Source organism: Terrimesophilobacter mesophilus, assembly GCF_014200375.1.
Taxonomy (GTDB): domain Bacteria; phylum Actinomycetota; class Actinomycetes; order Actinomycetales; family Microbacteriaceae; genus Terrimesophilobacter; species Terrimesophilobacter mesophilus.
The window spans coordinates 1,498,366-1,514,302 of the sequence record NZ_JACHBP010000001.1 but is presented as its reverse complement, the minus strand read 5'-3'; the positions used below and the strand labels follow the sequence as shown (position 1 = coordinate 1,514,302).

12 protein-coding genes are annotated in these 15,937 nt (G+C 66.2%); 3 read left to right on the top strand and 9 right to left on the bottom strand.

Annotated elements, in window-relative coordinates:
* Window positions 1-47: 47 nt before the first annotated feature.
* From BKA04_RS07555 to BKA04_RS07525, 7 genes are all read right to left on the bottom strand, one after another.
* Window positions 48-1,901: a DEAD/DEAH box helicase gene (locus BKA04_RS07555; RefSeq protein ID WP_104095870.1), complete on the bottom strand. Its 1,854-nt coding sequence runs from the start codon at window positions 1,899-1,901 to the stop codon at window positions 48-50.
* Between the two features lie 264 nt (window positions 1,902-2,165).
* Window positions 2,166-3,161, bottom strand: coding sequence for a Gfo/Idh/MocA family protein (locus tag BKA04_RS07550; protein WP_198413304.1), 996 nt, complete (start codon window positions 3,159-3,161; stop codon window positions 2,166-2,168).
* Window positions 3,162-3,163: 2 nt separating this feature from the next.
* Window positions 3,164-4,186: a Gfo/Idh/MocA family protein gene (locus tag BKA04_RS07545; protein ID WP_104095869.1), complete on the bottom strand. Its 1,023-nt coding sequence runs from the start codon at window positions 4,184-4,186 to the stop codon at window positions 3,164-3,166.
* Window positions 4,156-5,331, bottom strand: a complete 1,176-nt coding sequence (nagA, locus tag BKA04_RS07540) for an N-acetylglucosamine-6-phosphate deacetylase (protein WP_104095868.1) — start codon at window positions 5,329-5,331, stop codon at window positions 4,156-4,158. The genes BKA04_RS07545 and nagA overlap by 31 nt, the downstream gene beginning before the upstream one ends.
* The gene (locus BKA04_RS07535; RefSeq protein ID WP_104095867.1) at window positions 5,328-6,227 is read right to left on the bottom strand and encodes a carbohydrate ABC transporter permease; all 900 of its coding nucleotides are present in this window, start codon (window positions 6,225-6,227) and stop codon (window positions 5,328-5,330) included. The genes nagA and BKA04_RS07535 overlap by 4 nt, the downstream gene beginning before the upstream one ends.
* Window positions 6,228-6,237: 10 nt before the next feature.
* Window positions 6,238-7,146 (bottom strand): carbohydrate ABC transporter permease, encoded by a 909-nt coding sequence (locus tag BKA04_RS07530; RefSeq protein ID WP_104095866.1) that lies wholly within the window; start codon window positions 7,144-7,146, stop codon window positions 6,238-6,240.
* Between the two features lie 87 nt (window positions 7,147-7,233).
* Window positions 7,234-8,511: an ABC transporter substrate-binding protein gene (locus BKA04_RS07525; protein WP_104095865.1), complete on the bottom strand. Its 1,278-nt coding sequence runs from the start codon at window positions 8,509-8,511 to the stop codon at window positions 7,234-7,236.
* A 242-nt stretch (window positions 8,512-8,753) separates the two neighbouring features.
* On the opposite strand from BKA04_RS07525, the gene BKA04_RS07520 reads away from it, so the two are divergent.
* The 3 genes from BKA04_RS07520 to BKA04_RS07510 are packed head-to-tail and all read left to right on the top strand — an operon-like array spanning window position 8,754 to window position 11,838.
* On the top strand, window positions 8,754-9,578 hold the full coding sequence (locus BKA04_RS07520) for a GntR family transcriptional regulator (RefSeq protein ID WP_104095864.1): 825 nt from the start codon (window positions 8,754-8,756) through the stop codon (window positions 9,576-9,578).
* Between the two features lie 21 nt (window positions 9,579-9,599).
* Window positions 9,600-10,592 carry an N-acetylglucosamine kinase gene (locus BKA04_RS07515; RefSeq protein ID WP_167309697.1) on the top strand — a complete coding sequence of 331 codons (993 nt, stop codon included), beginning with the start codon at window positions 9,600-9,602 and terminating at the stop codon, window positions 10,590-10,592.
* Window positions 10,585-11,838 (top strand): MFS transporter, encoded by a 1,254-nt coding sequence (locus tag BKA04_RS07510; protein ID WP_104095862.1) that lies wholly within the window; start codon window positions 10,585-10,587, stop codon window positions 11,836-11,838. The genes BKA04_RS07515 and BKA04_RS07510 overlap by 8 nt, the downstream gene beginning before the upstream one ends.
* On the opposite strand, the gene BKA04_RS07505 is transcribed toward BKA04_RS07510, so the two are convergent.
* Together BKA04_RS07505 and BKA04_RS07500 are read right to left on the bottom strand one after the other, a co-directional pair.
* Window positions 11,835-15,035 carry an efflux RND transporter permease subunit gene (locus BKA04_RS07505; protein ID WP_104095861.1) on the bottom strand — a complete coding sequence of 1,067 codons (3,201 nt, stop codon included), beginning with the start codon at window positions 15,033-15,035 and terminating at the stop codon, window positions 11,835-11,837. The two genes, BKA04_RS07510 and BKA04_RS07505, sit on opposite strands and share 4 nt — an antisense overlap.
* A gap of 192 nt (window positions 15,036-15,227) precedes the next feature.
* Complete coding sequence (locus BKA04_RS07500; protein WP_104095860.1) at window positions 15,228-15,920, bottom strand: hemerythrin domain-containing protein; 693 nt, start codon at window positions 15,918-15,920, stop codon at window positions 15,228-15,230.
* Between the last annotated feature and the right edge of the window lie 17 nt (window positions 15,921-15,937).

The following is a 15,937-nucleotide window of genomic DNA, read 5'->3' as shown; positions in this document are numbered from 1 at the left end:
GCTATCGCGACGGCCGCCACAGTTTTGTCATGGCCGTCGCGACAGGGTCAGAGCGCCGCGAGAGTGCTGATCAACTCGTCACCGGGGCGAACCCGGTCGAACGTCGGAGTGATCTCGGCGCGGCCGAGCAGCTCATCCATCTTGCGACGGCGACGGTTGTTGACGAGGGTCACGACCGTACCGGCCTTGCCGGCACGCCCGGTGCGACCGGCGCGGTGCAGGTAGCTCTTGTACTCGTCCGGCGGGTCGGCCTGGATGACGAGCGAGATGTCGTCGACGTGGATGCCGCGGGCAGCGACATCCGTGGCGACGAGCACTGACACTCGCCCGCTCGTGAGCTTCTCGAGGTTGCGCGTCCGGCGCGCCTGGTTCAGGTCTCCGTGGAGGCTCACCGCGGGGATGCCGGCGTCGTCGAGGTCGTCGGCGAGCTGTTCGGCGAATGCGCGGGTCCTGGCGAAGATCAGCGTCTTGCCGGTGCCGGCCGAGAGCTGTTCGATGATCGCGCGCTTGTCGGACTGCTCGATGAGGAGCACCCGATGGTCGATCGTGGAGTGCGCCTGGTCCTCACCGGCGACCTCGTGCACGCTCGGGTTCACGAGGAACTCGTCGACGAGCGACGCGACGCCCTGGTCGAGCGTGGCCGAGAACAGAAGCCTCTGGCCGCCGGGCGCCGTCTCGTGCAGGATGCGCTGCACCGGTTCGAGGAATCCGAGGTCGCACATGTGGTCGGCCTCGTCGATCACGGTGATCGTGACGTCACTGAGGTCGAGTCGGCCCTGCTCGATGAGATCCTCGATGCGGCCGGGAGTTCCGATGACGATGTCGACGCCGCGCTGGAGTGCCGTCACCTGGCGGTGCTGCGGGACTCCGCCGTAGATCTGGGTCGTGAAGAGTCCGACGCTGCGCGCGATCGGCTGGACGGTGCGGTCGATCTGCAGCGCGAGCTCGCGGGTCGGCGCGAGGATGAGGGCGCGCGGGTTGCGACCGGGCTTGCGGCCCTTGCCTCCGCCGTTCTCCATGAGGCGCTCGACGAGCGGCGCGCCGAAGGCGATCGTCTTGCCGGAGCCGGTCTTGCCACGACCGAGGACATCCATGCCCTTGAGCACATCCGGGATCGTCGCGGCCTGGATCGGGAACGGCGAGACGGCGCCGAGCGTCGACAGTTCGCGCACGATGTTGGAGCCGAGCCCGAGATCCGAGAACGTCACTCCTTCGACATCGGATGCCTGGATCGCGTCGGCCTCGAGGCGCTCGAGGACGACGTCCTCGTGCGCGGTGAAACGCTCTTCGCGGTCCTTCGACGGGTAGAAGCTCGAGTCGCGGCGGGGACGGGATTCGGCGTGGTCGACTCGAGGCTTGCGGGAGTCGAAGCGCGGGCGGTCCTCGTGGTGACTGCGGGCGGGACGATCGTCACGGGCAGGACGGTCGTCGCGGGCTGGACGGTCGTCGCTGTAACGGCGTGCGGGACGATCGTCACGGGCAGGACGGTGGTCCCGAGCCGGGCGGTCGTCGCGGTAACTGCGGGCGGCGCGGTCGTCACGGGCGGGGCGCTGGTCCCGAGCCGGGCGGTCGTCGTGGTGACTGCGGGCGGGACGGTCGTCGCGGGCGGCGCGGTCATCGCGAGAATGTCGCGCGGCGCGGTCGTCGCGGGCGGGTCGGACGGTGCGGTCAGTGCGGTCGGGGCGCTGGGCGGCGCCACGCGGCTGCCAGTCCGGCCGGCGATCCGTCGACGGCGTCTCGGAGCGACGGGCACGGTCATCCGCGTTCCACCGCTTCTTCACCGGGGCGGCCGGCGCCTCGACGGCGCGATATCCGCGGTGCTTGGGGCTCTTGCTGCCCGGCTTGCGCGCAGGGGCAGCTCCGCGCACGGGGCGCGACGGGGTCTTCTTGTAATTCGGCATGATTCTTTCCGGGTTGTATCGATTGCATGGCAGGGAAGAACGGAGCACCGTCGAACGATGCGGTCTTCTTCGTTACTGCGGGAACCCGGGCAGTCTTTGGCCAGGACCGTTCACTTGCGTGTCATCCCCGCACAATCGGATGCCTATGGAAGCACCCAGGGGAACCGGCCCACCAGACTTACAAACCCATTCGCGCGCACGCGATGTCTAGAGCCGACTGGACAACAGTACAGGATCGCGCTGGAAACGGCTACGCCGACCCGCTCAGGGCGCGCTCAACTCGACGGGCTCCAACGTGCGCACGGACTCGAGCGCAGCGAGGGCCACGCGCGTCGCCCGCAACCCGTCGTCACCGGTGGACAACGGAGGCCGGCCATCGACGGTGGAGTCGATGAAGTCTTGGATCATCGACTGGTTCGAGTCCGGACCCCACTGGATCCAGGAGTACCGCGTCTCACCACCGAACTCCACGAGGCGCTGCCGCATCGGCTCCACATCCAGGCTTCCTCCGTCGCCCACGATCGAGAGCGCGAACCCGCCCCAGGTCGGATAGTTGAGGGGGCGATTCCAGCTGCAGTCGATCGATCCGAAGACGCCGCCCGGATAGGTGACCATGACCATTCCGGATGTCTCGACCGAGACCACGTCACTGTGCACGATGCGATTGTCGACCGCGTACACCGACTGCGGCTCAGAGCCGAGCAGCCAGGAGTACACGTCGGCGAGGTGCACGACGTGGTCCATGATCGCGCCCCCTCCTGCGAGTGCGGGGTCGACGAACCAGGAGCGCTCTCGCATGGGCATGACGCTCTGGTTGGTACCAGAGAACGCGCGAATGCGACCAAGCGCACCCGAGCGCACCAGATCGCGAGCCTGAGCCATGGATGCTTCGAACCTGCTGGGGAATGCCGTCATGAGGTTGACGCCGTTCTCCCTGCAGACATCCACGATCCTCTGCGATTCCTCGACCGAGACACCGAGCGGCTTCTCGCACAGCACCGCGACCTTCGCGTTCGCAGCAGCCTCGACGAGTTCGAGGTGACGGGAGGTCTCGGAGCAGACGACGACCCCGTCGAGATCCGCTCCAAGCAGGCGCTCGAGACTCTCGTAGAACTCGACACCGTGCTTCGCGCCCCAACTGCTCCCGCGTGTCGAGTCGATGTCGAACACGCCGACGAGTTCGGCTCCCGCCGCGCGGAAGTTATCGACATACGAGTCGACGTGGAGGTGTGCGACTCCAAGAATGGCAATTCGGATCATGGCTACTGGGCCCTTCCGCTCGCGGCAAGCCGAACAGGGCGGCCGGTACTCACCGATTGGCGGGTGGCCTCGGCGAGCCTGACCGCCTGAAGCCCGTCGAACGCTGTGATCACCGGTTCCACCTCACCGTCCAGGAGATCCAGGAAGTGCTGCAGCTCCAGCTCGAACGGATTGTCACCGACCCCGTCATCGCCTCCACCCGTCGTGGCCTCCGGCCCGGTCTCATGGAGCCGAAGGGTCAGCGGCGAGCTCGCATCGGACGAGAAGCTGATGACGCCGGTGGATCCGGCGAGCTCCGACTTGGTGCGGAAGACCGGCTGCGGTTCGGACCACGAGCCTTCGATGTGGCTGATGACTCCATTGGCGTGCTGCAGGATCGCGATGGCGTGGCCCGGCCCGCCCGCAGACGACTTCGCGTACACCGAGGCGACGTCGCCGGCCAGCCACAGTGCGTAATCCAGATCGTGAATCATCAGGTCGAACACGATCCCGCCCGACTTCGCTTCGTCGTTGAACCAGCTGTAACGGCCGCGCTTGGGCGCGAAGGAGAGGCGGTGAAGCCGGAGTGCGGCGAGATCCCCGATCTTGCCGGAGAGCACGGCGTCACGGGCAGCGGAGTACTCGGGGCTGAATCGGAGGACGTGCGCGACCTGGAGAAGCAGGCCGCGACTGCTGAATGCCTCCACCACCTCGAGCGACTCCTCGCCGGTGAGAGTGAGCGGCTTCTCGCAGATGGCAGGCTTTCCGGCCGCGGCGGCCGCGAGGGCGAAATGCGCGTGCAGGTATGTCGGGACGCAGATGTCGACGACGTCGACCGCGTCCAGGAACTCGTCCAGATCGGTGTAGACGGTGGCACCGTATCTGCCCATGTCGCCGATCTTCGATTCCGTACTGCGCTCCAGGATTGCGACGAGCGACGCGTTGGTGCCCTGCCAAGCCTCGGCATGGACACCGCCCATGAAGCCGGTGCCGATGATCCCCACCCGTCGCTGGCTCACGAGGCGCTGCCGTCCACGGGCAGCCATTCACCGTTCACCGCTGTCCCGATCACCGCTCCGTCATCCGACAGCACGGCGAAGTCCGCATCCTTGCCCACCTCGATGCTCCCCTTGCTGTCATAGACGCCCGCGATTCTCGCGGGGGTGCCACTGGCCGCCGGCCAGGCCTCGTCGAACGATGCCCCGGTGTACTTGCAGAACAGGGCGAAGTCGTAGTCATACGTCTTCGCGCTCGAACTGATCGTCCCGTCCGGCAGTCGCCCGACGCCGTCCTTCACGACGATGTCGCGGTCGCCGCTGTGATAGTCGCCGTCCGGAAGTCCGCCCGCCTGGTTCGCGTCGGTGATCAGGGCGATCTTGTCCGCGCCCTTCATCCGCCAGAACAGTCGGAACAGTTCCGGTGCGATGTGCATGCCATCCGCGATGAGTTCGCACGCGAGATCATCGAGCAGGAGAGCGGCCCCCGCAGCGCCCGGCTCCCTGTGGTGGATGCCCCGCATGCCGTTGAAGGTGTGGGTGATCGACGTCACGCCCTGCTTCATCCCGTGCTCGATCTGGCTGTAGGTGGCATTCGTGTGCCCTGCGACGGCGGTGATCCCCCGTCGGACGAGCTCGTGGATCAGCCAGTCGGCGTCCGGCAGTTCCGGTGCGACGACGAGCGCACTCACGACGCCGGTGTCCAGGTATTCCGTGACCTCCTCGCGGTCGATCGCACGGAGGAGCTTTTCGCGATGCGCGCCCTTCTTCTCCGGGTTCAGGAACGGGCCCTCCATGTAGACGCCGAGGATGTTGGCGCCGCCTTCGACCCGCCTGCCCACCTTCTTCACGAGCTGCAGGGTCGCCAGGATGTTCTCGCGCTGGAGCGTGTAGGTGCCGACCAGGAAGGACGTGACGCCGTGCCGGGCGAAGAATCGCGCGAGGTTCCGCATCCCCTCCTCGTCGGTCGTCATGACATCGACCCCGTCGGAACCGTGCACGTGGACGTCGATGAAACCGGGCCCGAGCCATGCCCCGTCGAGCCGGTGAACGGATGCCGCACTCGCGGAATCGGGGACGTCGCCCGCTTCGATCGCGGCTATCCTGCCGCCGGATACACCGACCCAGCCGCGCTCGATGACCCCGGACGGCGTGACGACGCGGGCGTCCTCGAATACCGCATCAAATGAACTCACTTTCCATACCCTTCACTCAGACCCTTGATGAACTGCTTCGAAAAGACCAGGAACAGCAGGATCAGCGGGATCGCGCCCAGTGTGAGAGCTGCCAGAAGTGCCGGCCAGTCGCTGTCGTACTGGCCCATGAATTGTTGTACGCCGAGGGTGACGGTCTGCGTCGACCTTCCCGGGGCGAGGATCAGCGGGAACCAGAGGTCGTTCCAGATCGGAAGCATCGTGAGCGCGGCGACCGCGCCGAGGCCGGGGCGGACCATGGGCGTGACGACGCCGAGGGTCTGGAACTCGCCCGCGCCGTCGATTCGCGCAGCGTCCTTGAGCTCCTGCGGGATCGAACGGAAATAGGTGACCATGAGGGCGACCCCGAGCGGGAGGCTCATGCCGGTGTACACGAGGATGAGTGCGAGCGTCGTGTTGACGAGGTTCCAGGACGACATCATCTGCAGGAGGCTGACGGTTCCCAACCGCACGGGGAGCATGATCCCGATGATGAAGAACGCGCTCAGCACCGGCGCCAGGCGGATCTTGTACTCGACGATGGCGAAGGCGGCGATCGTGGCCAGCCCCACGGTCAAGACCGTCGTGACGATCGTGACCGTCGCGCTGTTGAAGTAGAGGTTGCCGAAATCGCCGAGCTGGAACACCCGGAAGTAGCCGTCGAAACTGAAGGTCTCCGCGTTCGGCAGGTCGAATGGGCCGCCGAAAATCCCCTGCTGCGTCTTGAGCGAGTTCATGACGATCATGAAGATCGGTCCGAGCGCAATGACGACGAAGACCATCAGCACGCCGTGGATCAGGAAGGCGCTCGGCGGGAGGTGCCTGCGCGGGTGCGGCGATGGACGCGTCGCACCGTTGGCCGGTGCCGACCGGCGCCGTGAGATCGAAGTCTGTGTCATGGTCAGCCCCCTACAGCTCGTGCGGCCGGAGTCGGCGCTGGAGGACGACGAAGTATCCAGCGGTGCAGATGAGGATGAACAGGAAGATCACGGTTGCGACCGCGGCACCGAAGTCCGCGTCGCCGATGATGTTGTTGTATCCGAAGAAGCTCCTGAAGAAGAACGTCCCCAGGATGTCTGTGCTGTAGTTCGGCCCTGGCGCACCGCCCATGAGGGAATAGATGATGTCGAATCCGTTCATCGTCCAGATGAACGTCAGGATGGTGATGAGACCGAACTGGGGAGTGATGAGCGGGAACTTGATGCCCCAGAACGTGCGCATCCCCGATGCGCCGTCGACGCGAGCGGCCTCGAGGATGTCCTTCGGGATCGCGATCAACGCCGTGTAGAGGAAGATCATCGGGATGCCGATCCACTCCCAGATCGACATGAAGGACAGTGTCGGCAGTGCCGTCGCCTCGGTACCGAGGAGCGGGAAGCCCACGATCCCCCACAGCGGGCTGATGATCATCCGCCAGATGAATCCGACGATGACCACCGACAGCGTCGCAGGGATGAAGAGTATGGTCCGGTAGAAACCGGTCAGTCGCCGCACCGCATCGGAGGTGATGAGTGCGGCCATCAGCAACGCGACGGGGATCTGCACGATCAGGTGGATCGCGAAGAACTCCAGGTTGTTGAGCAGCGCGTGCCAGAACTGGCCGCTCTGTGTCGGGTCCGTGAACAGGTAGACGTAGTTGTCGAGGCCGATGAACGAGCGCTCGCCGCCCTCCGTCTGGAACACGCTGATGAAGAACGTCGCGAACAGCGGGTACACCGCGAACACGACGTAGAACAGCAGCGCGGGGAGCGTGAAGAGCAGCAGGTAACGGTACTTCGCCGCGGTGTTGTGGAACGAATTGTTCTTACGCGTTTCCACGAACTCACCCTTCTCTTGCGAACGGACGCCTGACGCCGGTGTCACGCTCGGCAACGGGACTCCGTGCCGAGCGTGACACCGGGATGGTTACTTCATCTGGGGCGGGTACCAGGCCTCGAGACCCTTCTGGGTCTCGTCGGCAACCTCGGCGGCCGTCTTGTCGGTCGTCATCATCAGCTGCAGCGAGTTCTCCATGGTGACCTCGAAGTCCGGATTTCCACCGCTCAGGATGTCCTGCCCGAGTCGAGGCGTCAACTGGGCGCCCGTCTTGAGGTCGGACCAGGCCTGCGCGAGCGGGTTGTCCAGCTTCACGGCATCCTTGCCCATTCCGAAGAAGCCGGGAAGGGCGTTGGCGTACAGGGTCTGGAACTCGGACGTCGCGACCCAGTCGAGGAAGACCTGCGCCTGCTTCTTGTGCTTGGACGCGGCGTTGATGCCGATGCCCATGTCCGGGTGGCTTTGGATGTAGAGCTGGTCGCCTGCCTGGGGAAGCGGCGGTGCGAAGACACCGACGTCGATCCCACTCGTACCCGTGACGGCCGTGATGTCCCACGAGCCGCTCGGGAAGATGGCGGCCTTGCCCAGTGCGAACAGCTGGGTCGCGTCGGAGTACGTGACGCTCGCCCGGCCATCCGGCATGTACGGCGTCCACGACTTCAGCGAGTCGAGCGCTTCGACGAACTCCGGATCCGTGAACTTCTTGGTTCCATCGATCAGTCCCTGGCGGCCGTCTTCACCGTGCCAGTAGTTCGGTCCCTCGTTGTAGAGTCCCATGAAGGCGAGGACCCAGGCGTCGCCCGGAGTCGCACCCAGAGCCAGCGGAACGTACTTGCCGTTGGACTTGATGGCCTGAAGGACGCTCATGAACTCGGCCTGCGTGGTGGGCACCTGCAGGTTCAGCTCCTTGAAGATGTCCTTGTTGTAGAAGAACGCCGCCATGACGGATGCGACGGGGACGCAGTACGGGTCGCCTTCGGACGATGCCCAGAACGACTGGGAGAGCTCATCGAAGTTGGACAGTCCTGCGAGACCCTTCAGCGGCTCCAGATAGCCGGCCTTGATGTTCTCCCGGTTGAGCGCGCCGGAACGGCACGTGATCAGGTCTCCGGCAGTGCCGCCCTGGAAGCGGGTCTTGAGTGCGGCGTCATACTCCGTCGCCTTCGTCGGAGAGAACTGGACCTTGATGTCCGGATGCTCCTTCTCGAACGCGGGAATGATCTTCGAGTTCCAGATTGCTGCATCCTCTGGTCGCCAGCTTTCGAACTGGAGCGTGACCTGGTCACCGCTTCCAGCTCCCGAACAACCGGCGAGTGCGATCATGGCCGTTGCCAAAGCAAGGGCCAATGGGGCGATTCTTGACTTCATCGTCTCCTCTTATCCATGTGATTGCTTGGTAGAACAACTACGTTGAGTGCGTTTTGTCCCAGCGGTCTATACCTTTAGGCCATTGTCGGTGATGCTAGTCCGGCCGGCACCGCTCGCGCAAGGATTTCTCTGGAATCCGCAGCGAATCCGATCGCAATCTCTAGGCCGATGGGATGAATCTGGCCCACGATCGTGCAGAATTCGCAGGTTGACTAGATAGACCATTGGTGCATAATTGCCGTATGCAATCGCCGGTCACCGCGAACGACTCCGTGAGCCTCGGCGACCCCAAGCGAACCAACGCACAGAAGCACCAGTTCATCCGGAACTCCCTCCTGGAACTGATCTCCACGATCGAGGACGGCGAGAGCCTTCCACCGGAGCGAGCGCTCTCCGAGCGTCTGGGGGCGGCGCGGATGACGGTGCGGAAGGCGCTGGACCTCCTGATCGACGAGGGCTACCTTCGCCGCATCCCCGGGAAGGGCACCTTCGTCGCGCGATCGCACGCGCTTCGCGCCAACAGTGCGGACCCGTTCGCGCACTTCACCGTGGATGGCGCATCCACCGCCGAGGCGCAGACCCTCGACATCGTGCAGGAGGATACCGGATCCCGCATCGGGCTTCGCCTTCAGCTGGCTCCCTCCGCGACGGTCACGAAGGTCGTGCGCGTGTGCCTCGTCGACGGCGAATCGGTCGCCATCGAAAGGCTCTACCTTCCGAGCCACATCTTCCCCGACCTGACGGCAGAGCATTTCACCCTGTTCGATGTGAACGAGCTCTACCGGACGCAGTTCAACGTGAAGGTGACGCAGTCGAGCCAGGTCCTCAGGGCGGCGACGGTCGACCAGGCCGAATCCAAGCTCCTGGGGGTTCCCGTCCATTCGCCGGCGTTCTTCGTGACGACGACGAAGACGGACCAGGACGACCGGGTCGTCGAGTACACCGAGTCCATCTATCGGGGGGACAAGTACCGGTTCTACAAGGTGACCGGCACGGATGCCAATGGGGACTCCTCGAGTGCGCTCTCCCACCGTGGCTTCTCCAACTCCCACTTCATCATCAGTTGAGGACGGCCTGAGACGACTGTGGTGACGACGAGCGAATCCTCCCTGCGCCTGGTCATCGACGGTGGAAAATCGAAGACGCACGCCGCCATCATCGACGAGGACGGAGTCGAGCTGGCTCGATCGACGGGGCCGGGGCTCGCCATCATCGAAACGCCGGGCGGGCTGGGAGAGGTCACCGACAGCCTCCGGGAGACGATCGCGGGGCTCGGGGCGCAGAGATCCTTCCACACCGCGTGCATCGGTCTCAACGGGGTGCTCCGCGCGGGCCCGAAGCCCACCGCCCTGGCGCTCGAGGCTCTCCAGGAGGTGTGCGAGTCCCGGCGCTACATCGTGACGAGCGACGTCGTGACGTCCTATCTCGGTGCCCTCGGCATCTCGCCCGGCGTAGTGATCGCCGCGGGAACGGGGTCGGTCATCCTCGCACTGGGCGAGGACGGCCTGCCGCATCCGGTCGACGGTTCCGGCCCGCTGTGCGGCGACAGGGGAAGCGGATACGACATCGGCAGGCGGGGGCTCGACTCAGCGCTTCGCGTCGCCGATGGGATGCAGGGCTCCGACTTGATCCTGGCGCAGGTCGAGAAGTCGTTCGGTGGCGTGTCCGGGGCGCTCAGCGCGATGTACACCAGCCAGAATCCGGCGAAGGTCATCGCCTCGTTCAGCCGCGGCGTCGCCGCAGCCGCCGCACTCGGCGACGAGACGGCCGTGGCGATCTGGGACAACGCGGCGCGGGACCTCGCGGAAGGCGCGGTGGCCGCGGCACGCGCCGCCGGCCTGCTCGATACCCCCTTCACGGTCGCGACCGCCGGAGGGCTGTTCGGGGCGGGAGCCGTTCTCTGGGACTCGCTCGCCCGTGAACTGTCCGAGCGCGCGCCCATGGCTACCCTTCGTCAGGGAGAGGGCGACGCACTGCTGGGCGCCACGAGGCTCGCACTCTCCGAGGAGCCGATCCTCACCGAGGTGAGCACCTGGGCGGACCTCGGGTCGACGGGCCACCGGGGCGGGGAACGTGGTTGACGGCCGGCTCCCTCGCGGTCCGGCCAGCAATATCGACAGCCCCGGCATCCGCGCCTGGCGCAACTCCGTCTACCTGATCTTCGCGGTCTGCGGCGCCGGCCTCGCCGGGATCGTGGCCCGCATCCCCACCCTCCGCGACGATCTCGGCATCTCCATCGCGGAGATGGGACTTCTCCTGCTGGGCCTCTCGGTCGGATCCGTGTTCGGGCTCGTGTTGTCCGGACAGATCGTCGCGCGATTCGGACCGCGTGCGACGATCGTCGGTTCGCTGATCCTCGCGGCGCTGGGGCTCGTCGCCGCAGGCATCGGTTCGTCGATCGCGCACAACTACGTCTTCGTGCTGGCCGCGCTCCTCTGCTTCGGATTCGGCACGGGGACCTGCAATGTCGCGATGAATGTGGAGGGAGCCGAAGTCGAGCGCATCGTCGCACGCCCCATCATGCCGCTCTTCCACGCGTCGTTCAGTGCGGGCAGTGTCGTCGGGGCAGCGCTCGCGGCGGCGGCAGCCGCGCTCCACATCGGTGTCGCCGTCGACTTCTCGATCACGGCGCTGTTGCTCGCGAGCGGTGCCGTTGTCGTCGCGCCACACCTCGTGGAGACCCAGGCCATGACGGAGAGCCAGCGCGCGGCGGCCGAGACGGCGCACCCGCATCCGGTTCGGGCGCAGCTCTCCGTGTGGCTGGAGAGGCGCACGCTCCTCATCGGTCTGGTCGTACTCACGACCTCGTTCGCGGCCGGCTCCGGCAACGACTGGCTGTCCCTTGCCATGGTCGACGGGCACGACACCTCCAACAGCTTCGCCGCGATCACCTACGCCGCATTCGTCCTCGCGGGGACGGCCGGTCGACTCGTGGGAGTGCCGCTCCTGAGTCGATTCGGGCGGGTCGCCGTGCTCCGCGGCTCCGCTGCGGTCTGTGCCGCGGGGCTTCTCCTCGTGATCTTCGTCCCGGTTCCCGCCGTCGCATTCTTCGGCGCGATCCTGTGGGGTCTCGGCGGTGCACTCGGTTTTCCCGTCGGGATGTCCGCCGCGGCGGATGACCCGGAACTCGCGGGCGCCCGCATCAGCGTCGTCGCGACGATCGGGTATGCGGCATCGCTCATCGGTCCACCACTCATCGGTGTGATCGGCGAGGCGATCGGCATCCTCAACGCCCTGCTGGTCGTACTCGCCTTCGCCCTGGGCGCAGCTCTCGTCGCCGGCTCAGCGCGCGAACCGGCCGGCAGTCGCGGAGCAGGCGGTCGCTAACCCGCGGCGGCTGCTGCCCTGGCCGCCCTGCGATCGATCCGCCGCTCCTTCGCGCCCTCGACCAGGTAGTAGAGCACCGGAAGCACCACGAGCGTGAGCAGTGTCGAGGAGACGAGGCCGCCGATCACGACGATCGCGAGCGGCTGCGAGATGAACCCGCCGTGCCCGGTCAGCCCGACCGCCATCGGCAGGAGCGCGAAGATCGTCGCGAGCGCGGTCATGAGGATCGGCCGCAACCGGCGGCTCGCGCCGTGCACGATCGCCTCTCCGACCTTCATCCCCCGTTCCCGATACTGGTTCACGAGGTCGACCAGCACGATCGCATTCGTCACCACGATGCCGATGAGCATGAGCACGCCGATGAGTGAAGGCACCCCGAGCGGAATCCCCGAGAGAACCTGCAGGATGATGCCTCCCGTCGCCGCGAACGGCACGGAGACGAGCAGCAGGAGAGGCTGACGCAGGCTCTTGAACGTCGCCACCATGACGACATAGACGATGAGGATCGCGGCGAGAAGCGCGAGCCCGAGCTGGCTGAACGCGTCCGCCTGCTGCGATGTGACCCCACCGAGCTCTGTCGTCGCACCGCCGGGGAGGTCGAGGGAGTTGATGGCCTCCTGCACCGCGATCGAGGCCGTCGTCACGTCGGCGACCTTCGGTGTGACGCTCACGGTCGCCGCACGAAGCCCCTTGATGGTCGTGATGGATGCCGGTCCGTTCGACTGCTCGACGGTGGCCAGGTCGGACAGCTTCTGGGTGCCGGCCCTGGTCGGGATACTCAGGTCCCTCAATTCGGCGATCGTCACCGGGGCATCCGCGGTCTGGAGGTAGATCGACATCGTCTTGTCGTCGATCACGGCGGTGCCGGCGAGCGTGGGCTGCATGGCCTGGGACACCAGGGATCCGATCGCGATCTCACTGAGTCCGACCTCTGCCGCCTTGTCGCGGTCGACGACCACGGCGATGTACGGCTGAGAGTTGGCGAGGTTGCTCGTCGCCTCCGCCGTCTCCGGGAGATCCTGCACCGCGGCGAGCACCTTGTCGGCCGCGCTCCGCAGGTCGTCCTGCGTCGTCGCGGTGATGTTCACATCGATGTCGGACGAGGCGAACGACGACCCGGCTCCCGAGAGCGACGCCGTGCCGACGCCGGTCAACTCCTTCAGACGGTCCCGCACGGTCGTCTTGAGCGCATCCTGGTTCACGTTCGGATCGGTGGTGATCGAGAAGGTGATCCCGCCGCCTCCTCCGAAGGCCGTCGCGAGGGACGACCCTCCGCCGATGGTCAGTTGCACGGTGTCGATGCCCTCGATGTCGCGAAGAGCGTTCTCGACCTTCGTCGCGGCGGTGTCCATCGCGTCGAGACTCGTCCCCGAGGGCAGGGTCTGGGTCACGTTGAGCGTGTTCTGGCCGCTTTCGCCGATGAAGTTCGTGGTGAGGCTCGGAACGAGCGCCACGGTTCCGCCGAGCACCAGGAACGCGGCGATGATGGTGGCGACCGGGCGCTTCAGGGTCCAGTGGATGACCGGAAGGTACGCACGCTGAAGCCCGGTCGGCTTGCCCAGCTCGTCCTCGGCCGAGACGATCCCCTCGCGCAGCTCGCGACGCGAGACGACGTGACCGTCCGCGACCTCCATGGACTGCGGGTCGACTTCGGCATCCGACGCCACCGCCGACGGCTTCGGATGCCCGAGGAACCAGTACGCGAGCACAGGAACGATCGTGAGCGCGACGAACAGCGACGCCGCGAGCGCGATGGTGATCGTGAGCGCGAACGGCCGGAACAGTTCCCCGGTGATGTCGCCCACGAGAGCGATGGGAAGGAACACGGCGACGGTCGTGACCGTCGAGGCGGTGATCGCGGCTGCGACCTCCTTCACGGCCGTCAGGATGGCCTCGGCCTTCTCCTGGCCGAGCGCGAGGTGTCTCTTGATGTTCTCGATCACGACGATCGAGTCATCGACGACGCGCCCGATGGCGATCGTCAACGCGCCCAGGGTGAGGATGTTGAGCGAGTAGCCGGTGGCCTGCATCCCGATGAACGTGATGAGCACCGACACCGGAATCGAGATCGCGGTCACCAGGGTCGAGCGCACCGACATCAGGAAGATGAGGATGACGACGACCGCGAACAGGAGTCCGAGGAGTCCCTCGCTCGCGAGCGAGTCGATGGACTGCTGGATGAACGGGGCCTGGTCGAAGACGACGGTGAACTTCGTGTTGCTGCCGAGCGCCGCCTCCAGACCGGGAATCGCGTCGTGGACGGCCTTCGAGACCGCGACGGTATTCCCATCCGGAGTCTTCGTCACCCCGATCGTGAGCGAAGGTTCGCCGTTGACCCTGGAGATGCTCGTCACCGGATTGTCGACGAGAGCGACAGTGGCGACGTCTCCGATCGTCTGCTGCGCTGGTGGAGCAGCGGGCGGCATCCCCGGGAGGACGACAGCGGGGCCGGCGCCGGCGCCGATGAGCGGCAACTGCTTGAGCTCGTCCACGGTGTGGATCTTCGAGCCCGACTGGACCGTGAGGGTCTTGCCGTCCTCGGTGATGCTGCCGCCGGGCAGCAGCACCCCGTTCGACTTCAGGGCGTCACGGATGGCCTGAACGGTCAGCCCCGCCGCGCGCAGCTTGTCCGCATCCGGGGTGATCGTCACGCGCTGGCCGACGGCGCCCTGCAGATTCGCCGCCCGAACGTCGTCGAGTTTCTGGAGATCCACGATCGTGGAGGACTCCAACAGTGCCGCGAGGTCGTTCTCGTCGAGGTCGCTCGTGACAGCGAGCTGGACCACGGGAAAGTCGTCGATGCTCCCGGTGAGGATCCTCGGGTCCGAGTCGGCTGGAAGCGTGTTCGAGATGCGGTTGATCGCCTGCTGGACCTTCTGCTCCGCGGTCGCCAGGTTCGTGCCGTAGTCGAACTTCGCCGTGACGGAGGAGAGGTTGGAGGTGGACGTCGCGGTGGTGCTCTCGAGCCCCGGCACTCCCTGGATGGCGGTCTCGATCGGCGTGCTCAGATCGTCGTTGACGACATCCGGTGCCGCACCGGGATAGCTCGTGACAATGACCATCTGCGGGAAGGAGACGGAGGGGATGAGCTCCTGCTTGAGCGAGGTGAGCGCCAGAGCACCGAACACACCGACGACGATCGTCACGAGGGCGATGAGCGCGCGGTTGCGCAGGCTGAACACGGAAAGCAGATGCACGAAGGGACTCCTGGTGATTGAACCGCCCGTGGCGGCGCACGAAAGTGTCGCACTACCTCGTGCCAGTTAGAAGTATTCCACTCGGGGCACGGACGGTCGTACTCCGGAGGGAGTAATCGCCCCGGTGCGCGACGTCGGCTGGTTGCGCACCAGCCGGATCACCGCATCCGCCGGATCACCGCCTCCGCCGGATCACCGCCTCGAGTCTGCGGTTCCATACAGCTCTGCGAGCTCCCTGCTGAGCTGACGAGCGCCGAACAGTCGGTACAGCGCTCGCGCCATCACCGGCACCCCGCGCCAGAATCGCTCCCGTTCCTCATCCGAATCCATCTCCCGCATCAGGTAGCCGAGTTGGATGAGCAGGCGCTCGCGCGGCATGGTCGCAATCCCGTGGTCGCGCATCTCATCCCACTCCGCCTGGGTGAGCAGCGCGCCGGCGGCCTCGGGGACGAATCGCTCCTCGTCGGTGAGGTGGGCGTTCAAGGCCTCGTTCAGCCGGTCGAGGGCGGCCAGCAGGGCCGCTCCGCCGCCGAGGCGACCGGCACGCCACACCGCCCGGGCCGCGTCGACCTCGTCCAGGAGCTGGGAGATGTCGGCATGCTGCGCCCGCATGAGCTCCACGTGCAGAGCGCACGCCGGACGACGCTGCGTCAGCCGATCCCACAGCGTGATGTCCTCGCCCTGGTGGTGGCGGTGCAGGGCACCGGTGATCTCGTCCAGGTGCTCGTCGATCCGCTTCTGGCGGCGATCGCTGTCGCAGGACTCGACAAGGGCAGGAGCCTTCCCGAAGAGCGTGCGCAGCAGACGGTGGACGATGAGCAGGTCGTCCGTGGCGCATCCGGCGCCGTCGGCGTCGGCGTCGGCGTCGGCGTCGACAGGACTCATGGCATTCCTCGTTGTCA

Bases quoted from the DNA above. Each gene is read 5' to 3' on its own strand.
- BKA04_RS07555 (WP_104095870.1), bottom strand. From the start codon at position 1,901: ATGCCGAATTACAAGAAGACCCCGTCGCGCCCCGTGCGCGGAGCTGCC.
- BKA04_RS07550 (WP_198413304.1), bottom strand. From the start codon at position 3,161: ATGATCCGAATTGCCATTCTTGGAGTCGCACACCTCCACGTCGACTCG.
- BKA04_RS07545 (WP_104095869.1), bottom strand. From the start codon at position 4,186: ATGGCTGCCCGTGGACGGCAGCGCCTCGTGAGCCAGCGACGGGTGGGG.
- BKA04_RS07535 (WP_104095867.1), bottom strand. From the start codon at position 6,227: ATGACACAGACTTCGATCTCACGGCGCCGGTCGGCACCGGCCAACGGT.
- BKA04_RS07525 (WP_104095865.1), bottom strand. From the start codon at position 8,511: ATGAAGTCAAGAATCGCCCCATTGGCCCTTGCTTTGGCAACGGCCATG.
- BKA04_RS07520 (WP_104095864.1), top strand. From the start codon at position 8,754: ATGCAATCGCCGGTCACCGCGAACGACTCCGTGAGCCTCGGCGACCCC.
- BKA04_RS07500 (WP_104095860.1), bottom strand. From the start codon at position 15,920: ATGAGTCCTGTCGACGCCGACGCCGACGCCGACGCCGACGGCGCCGGA.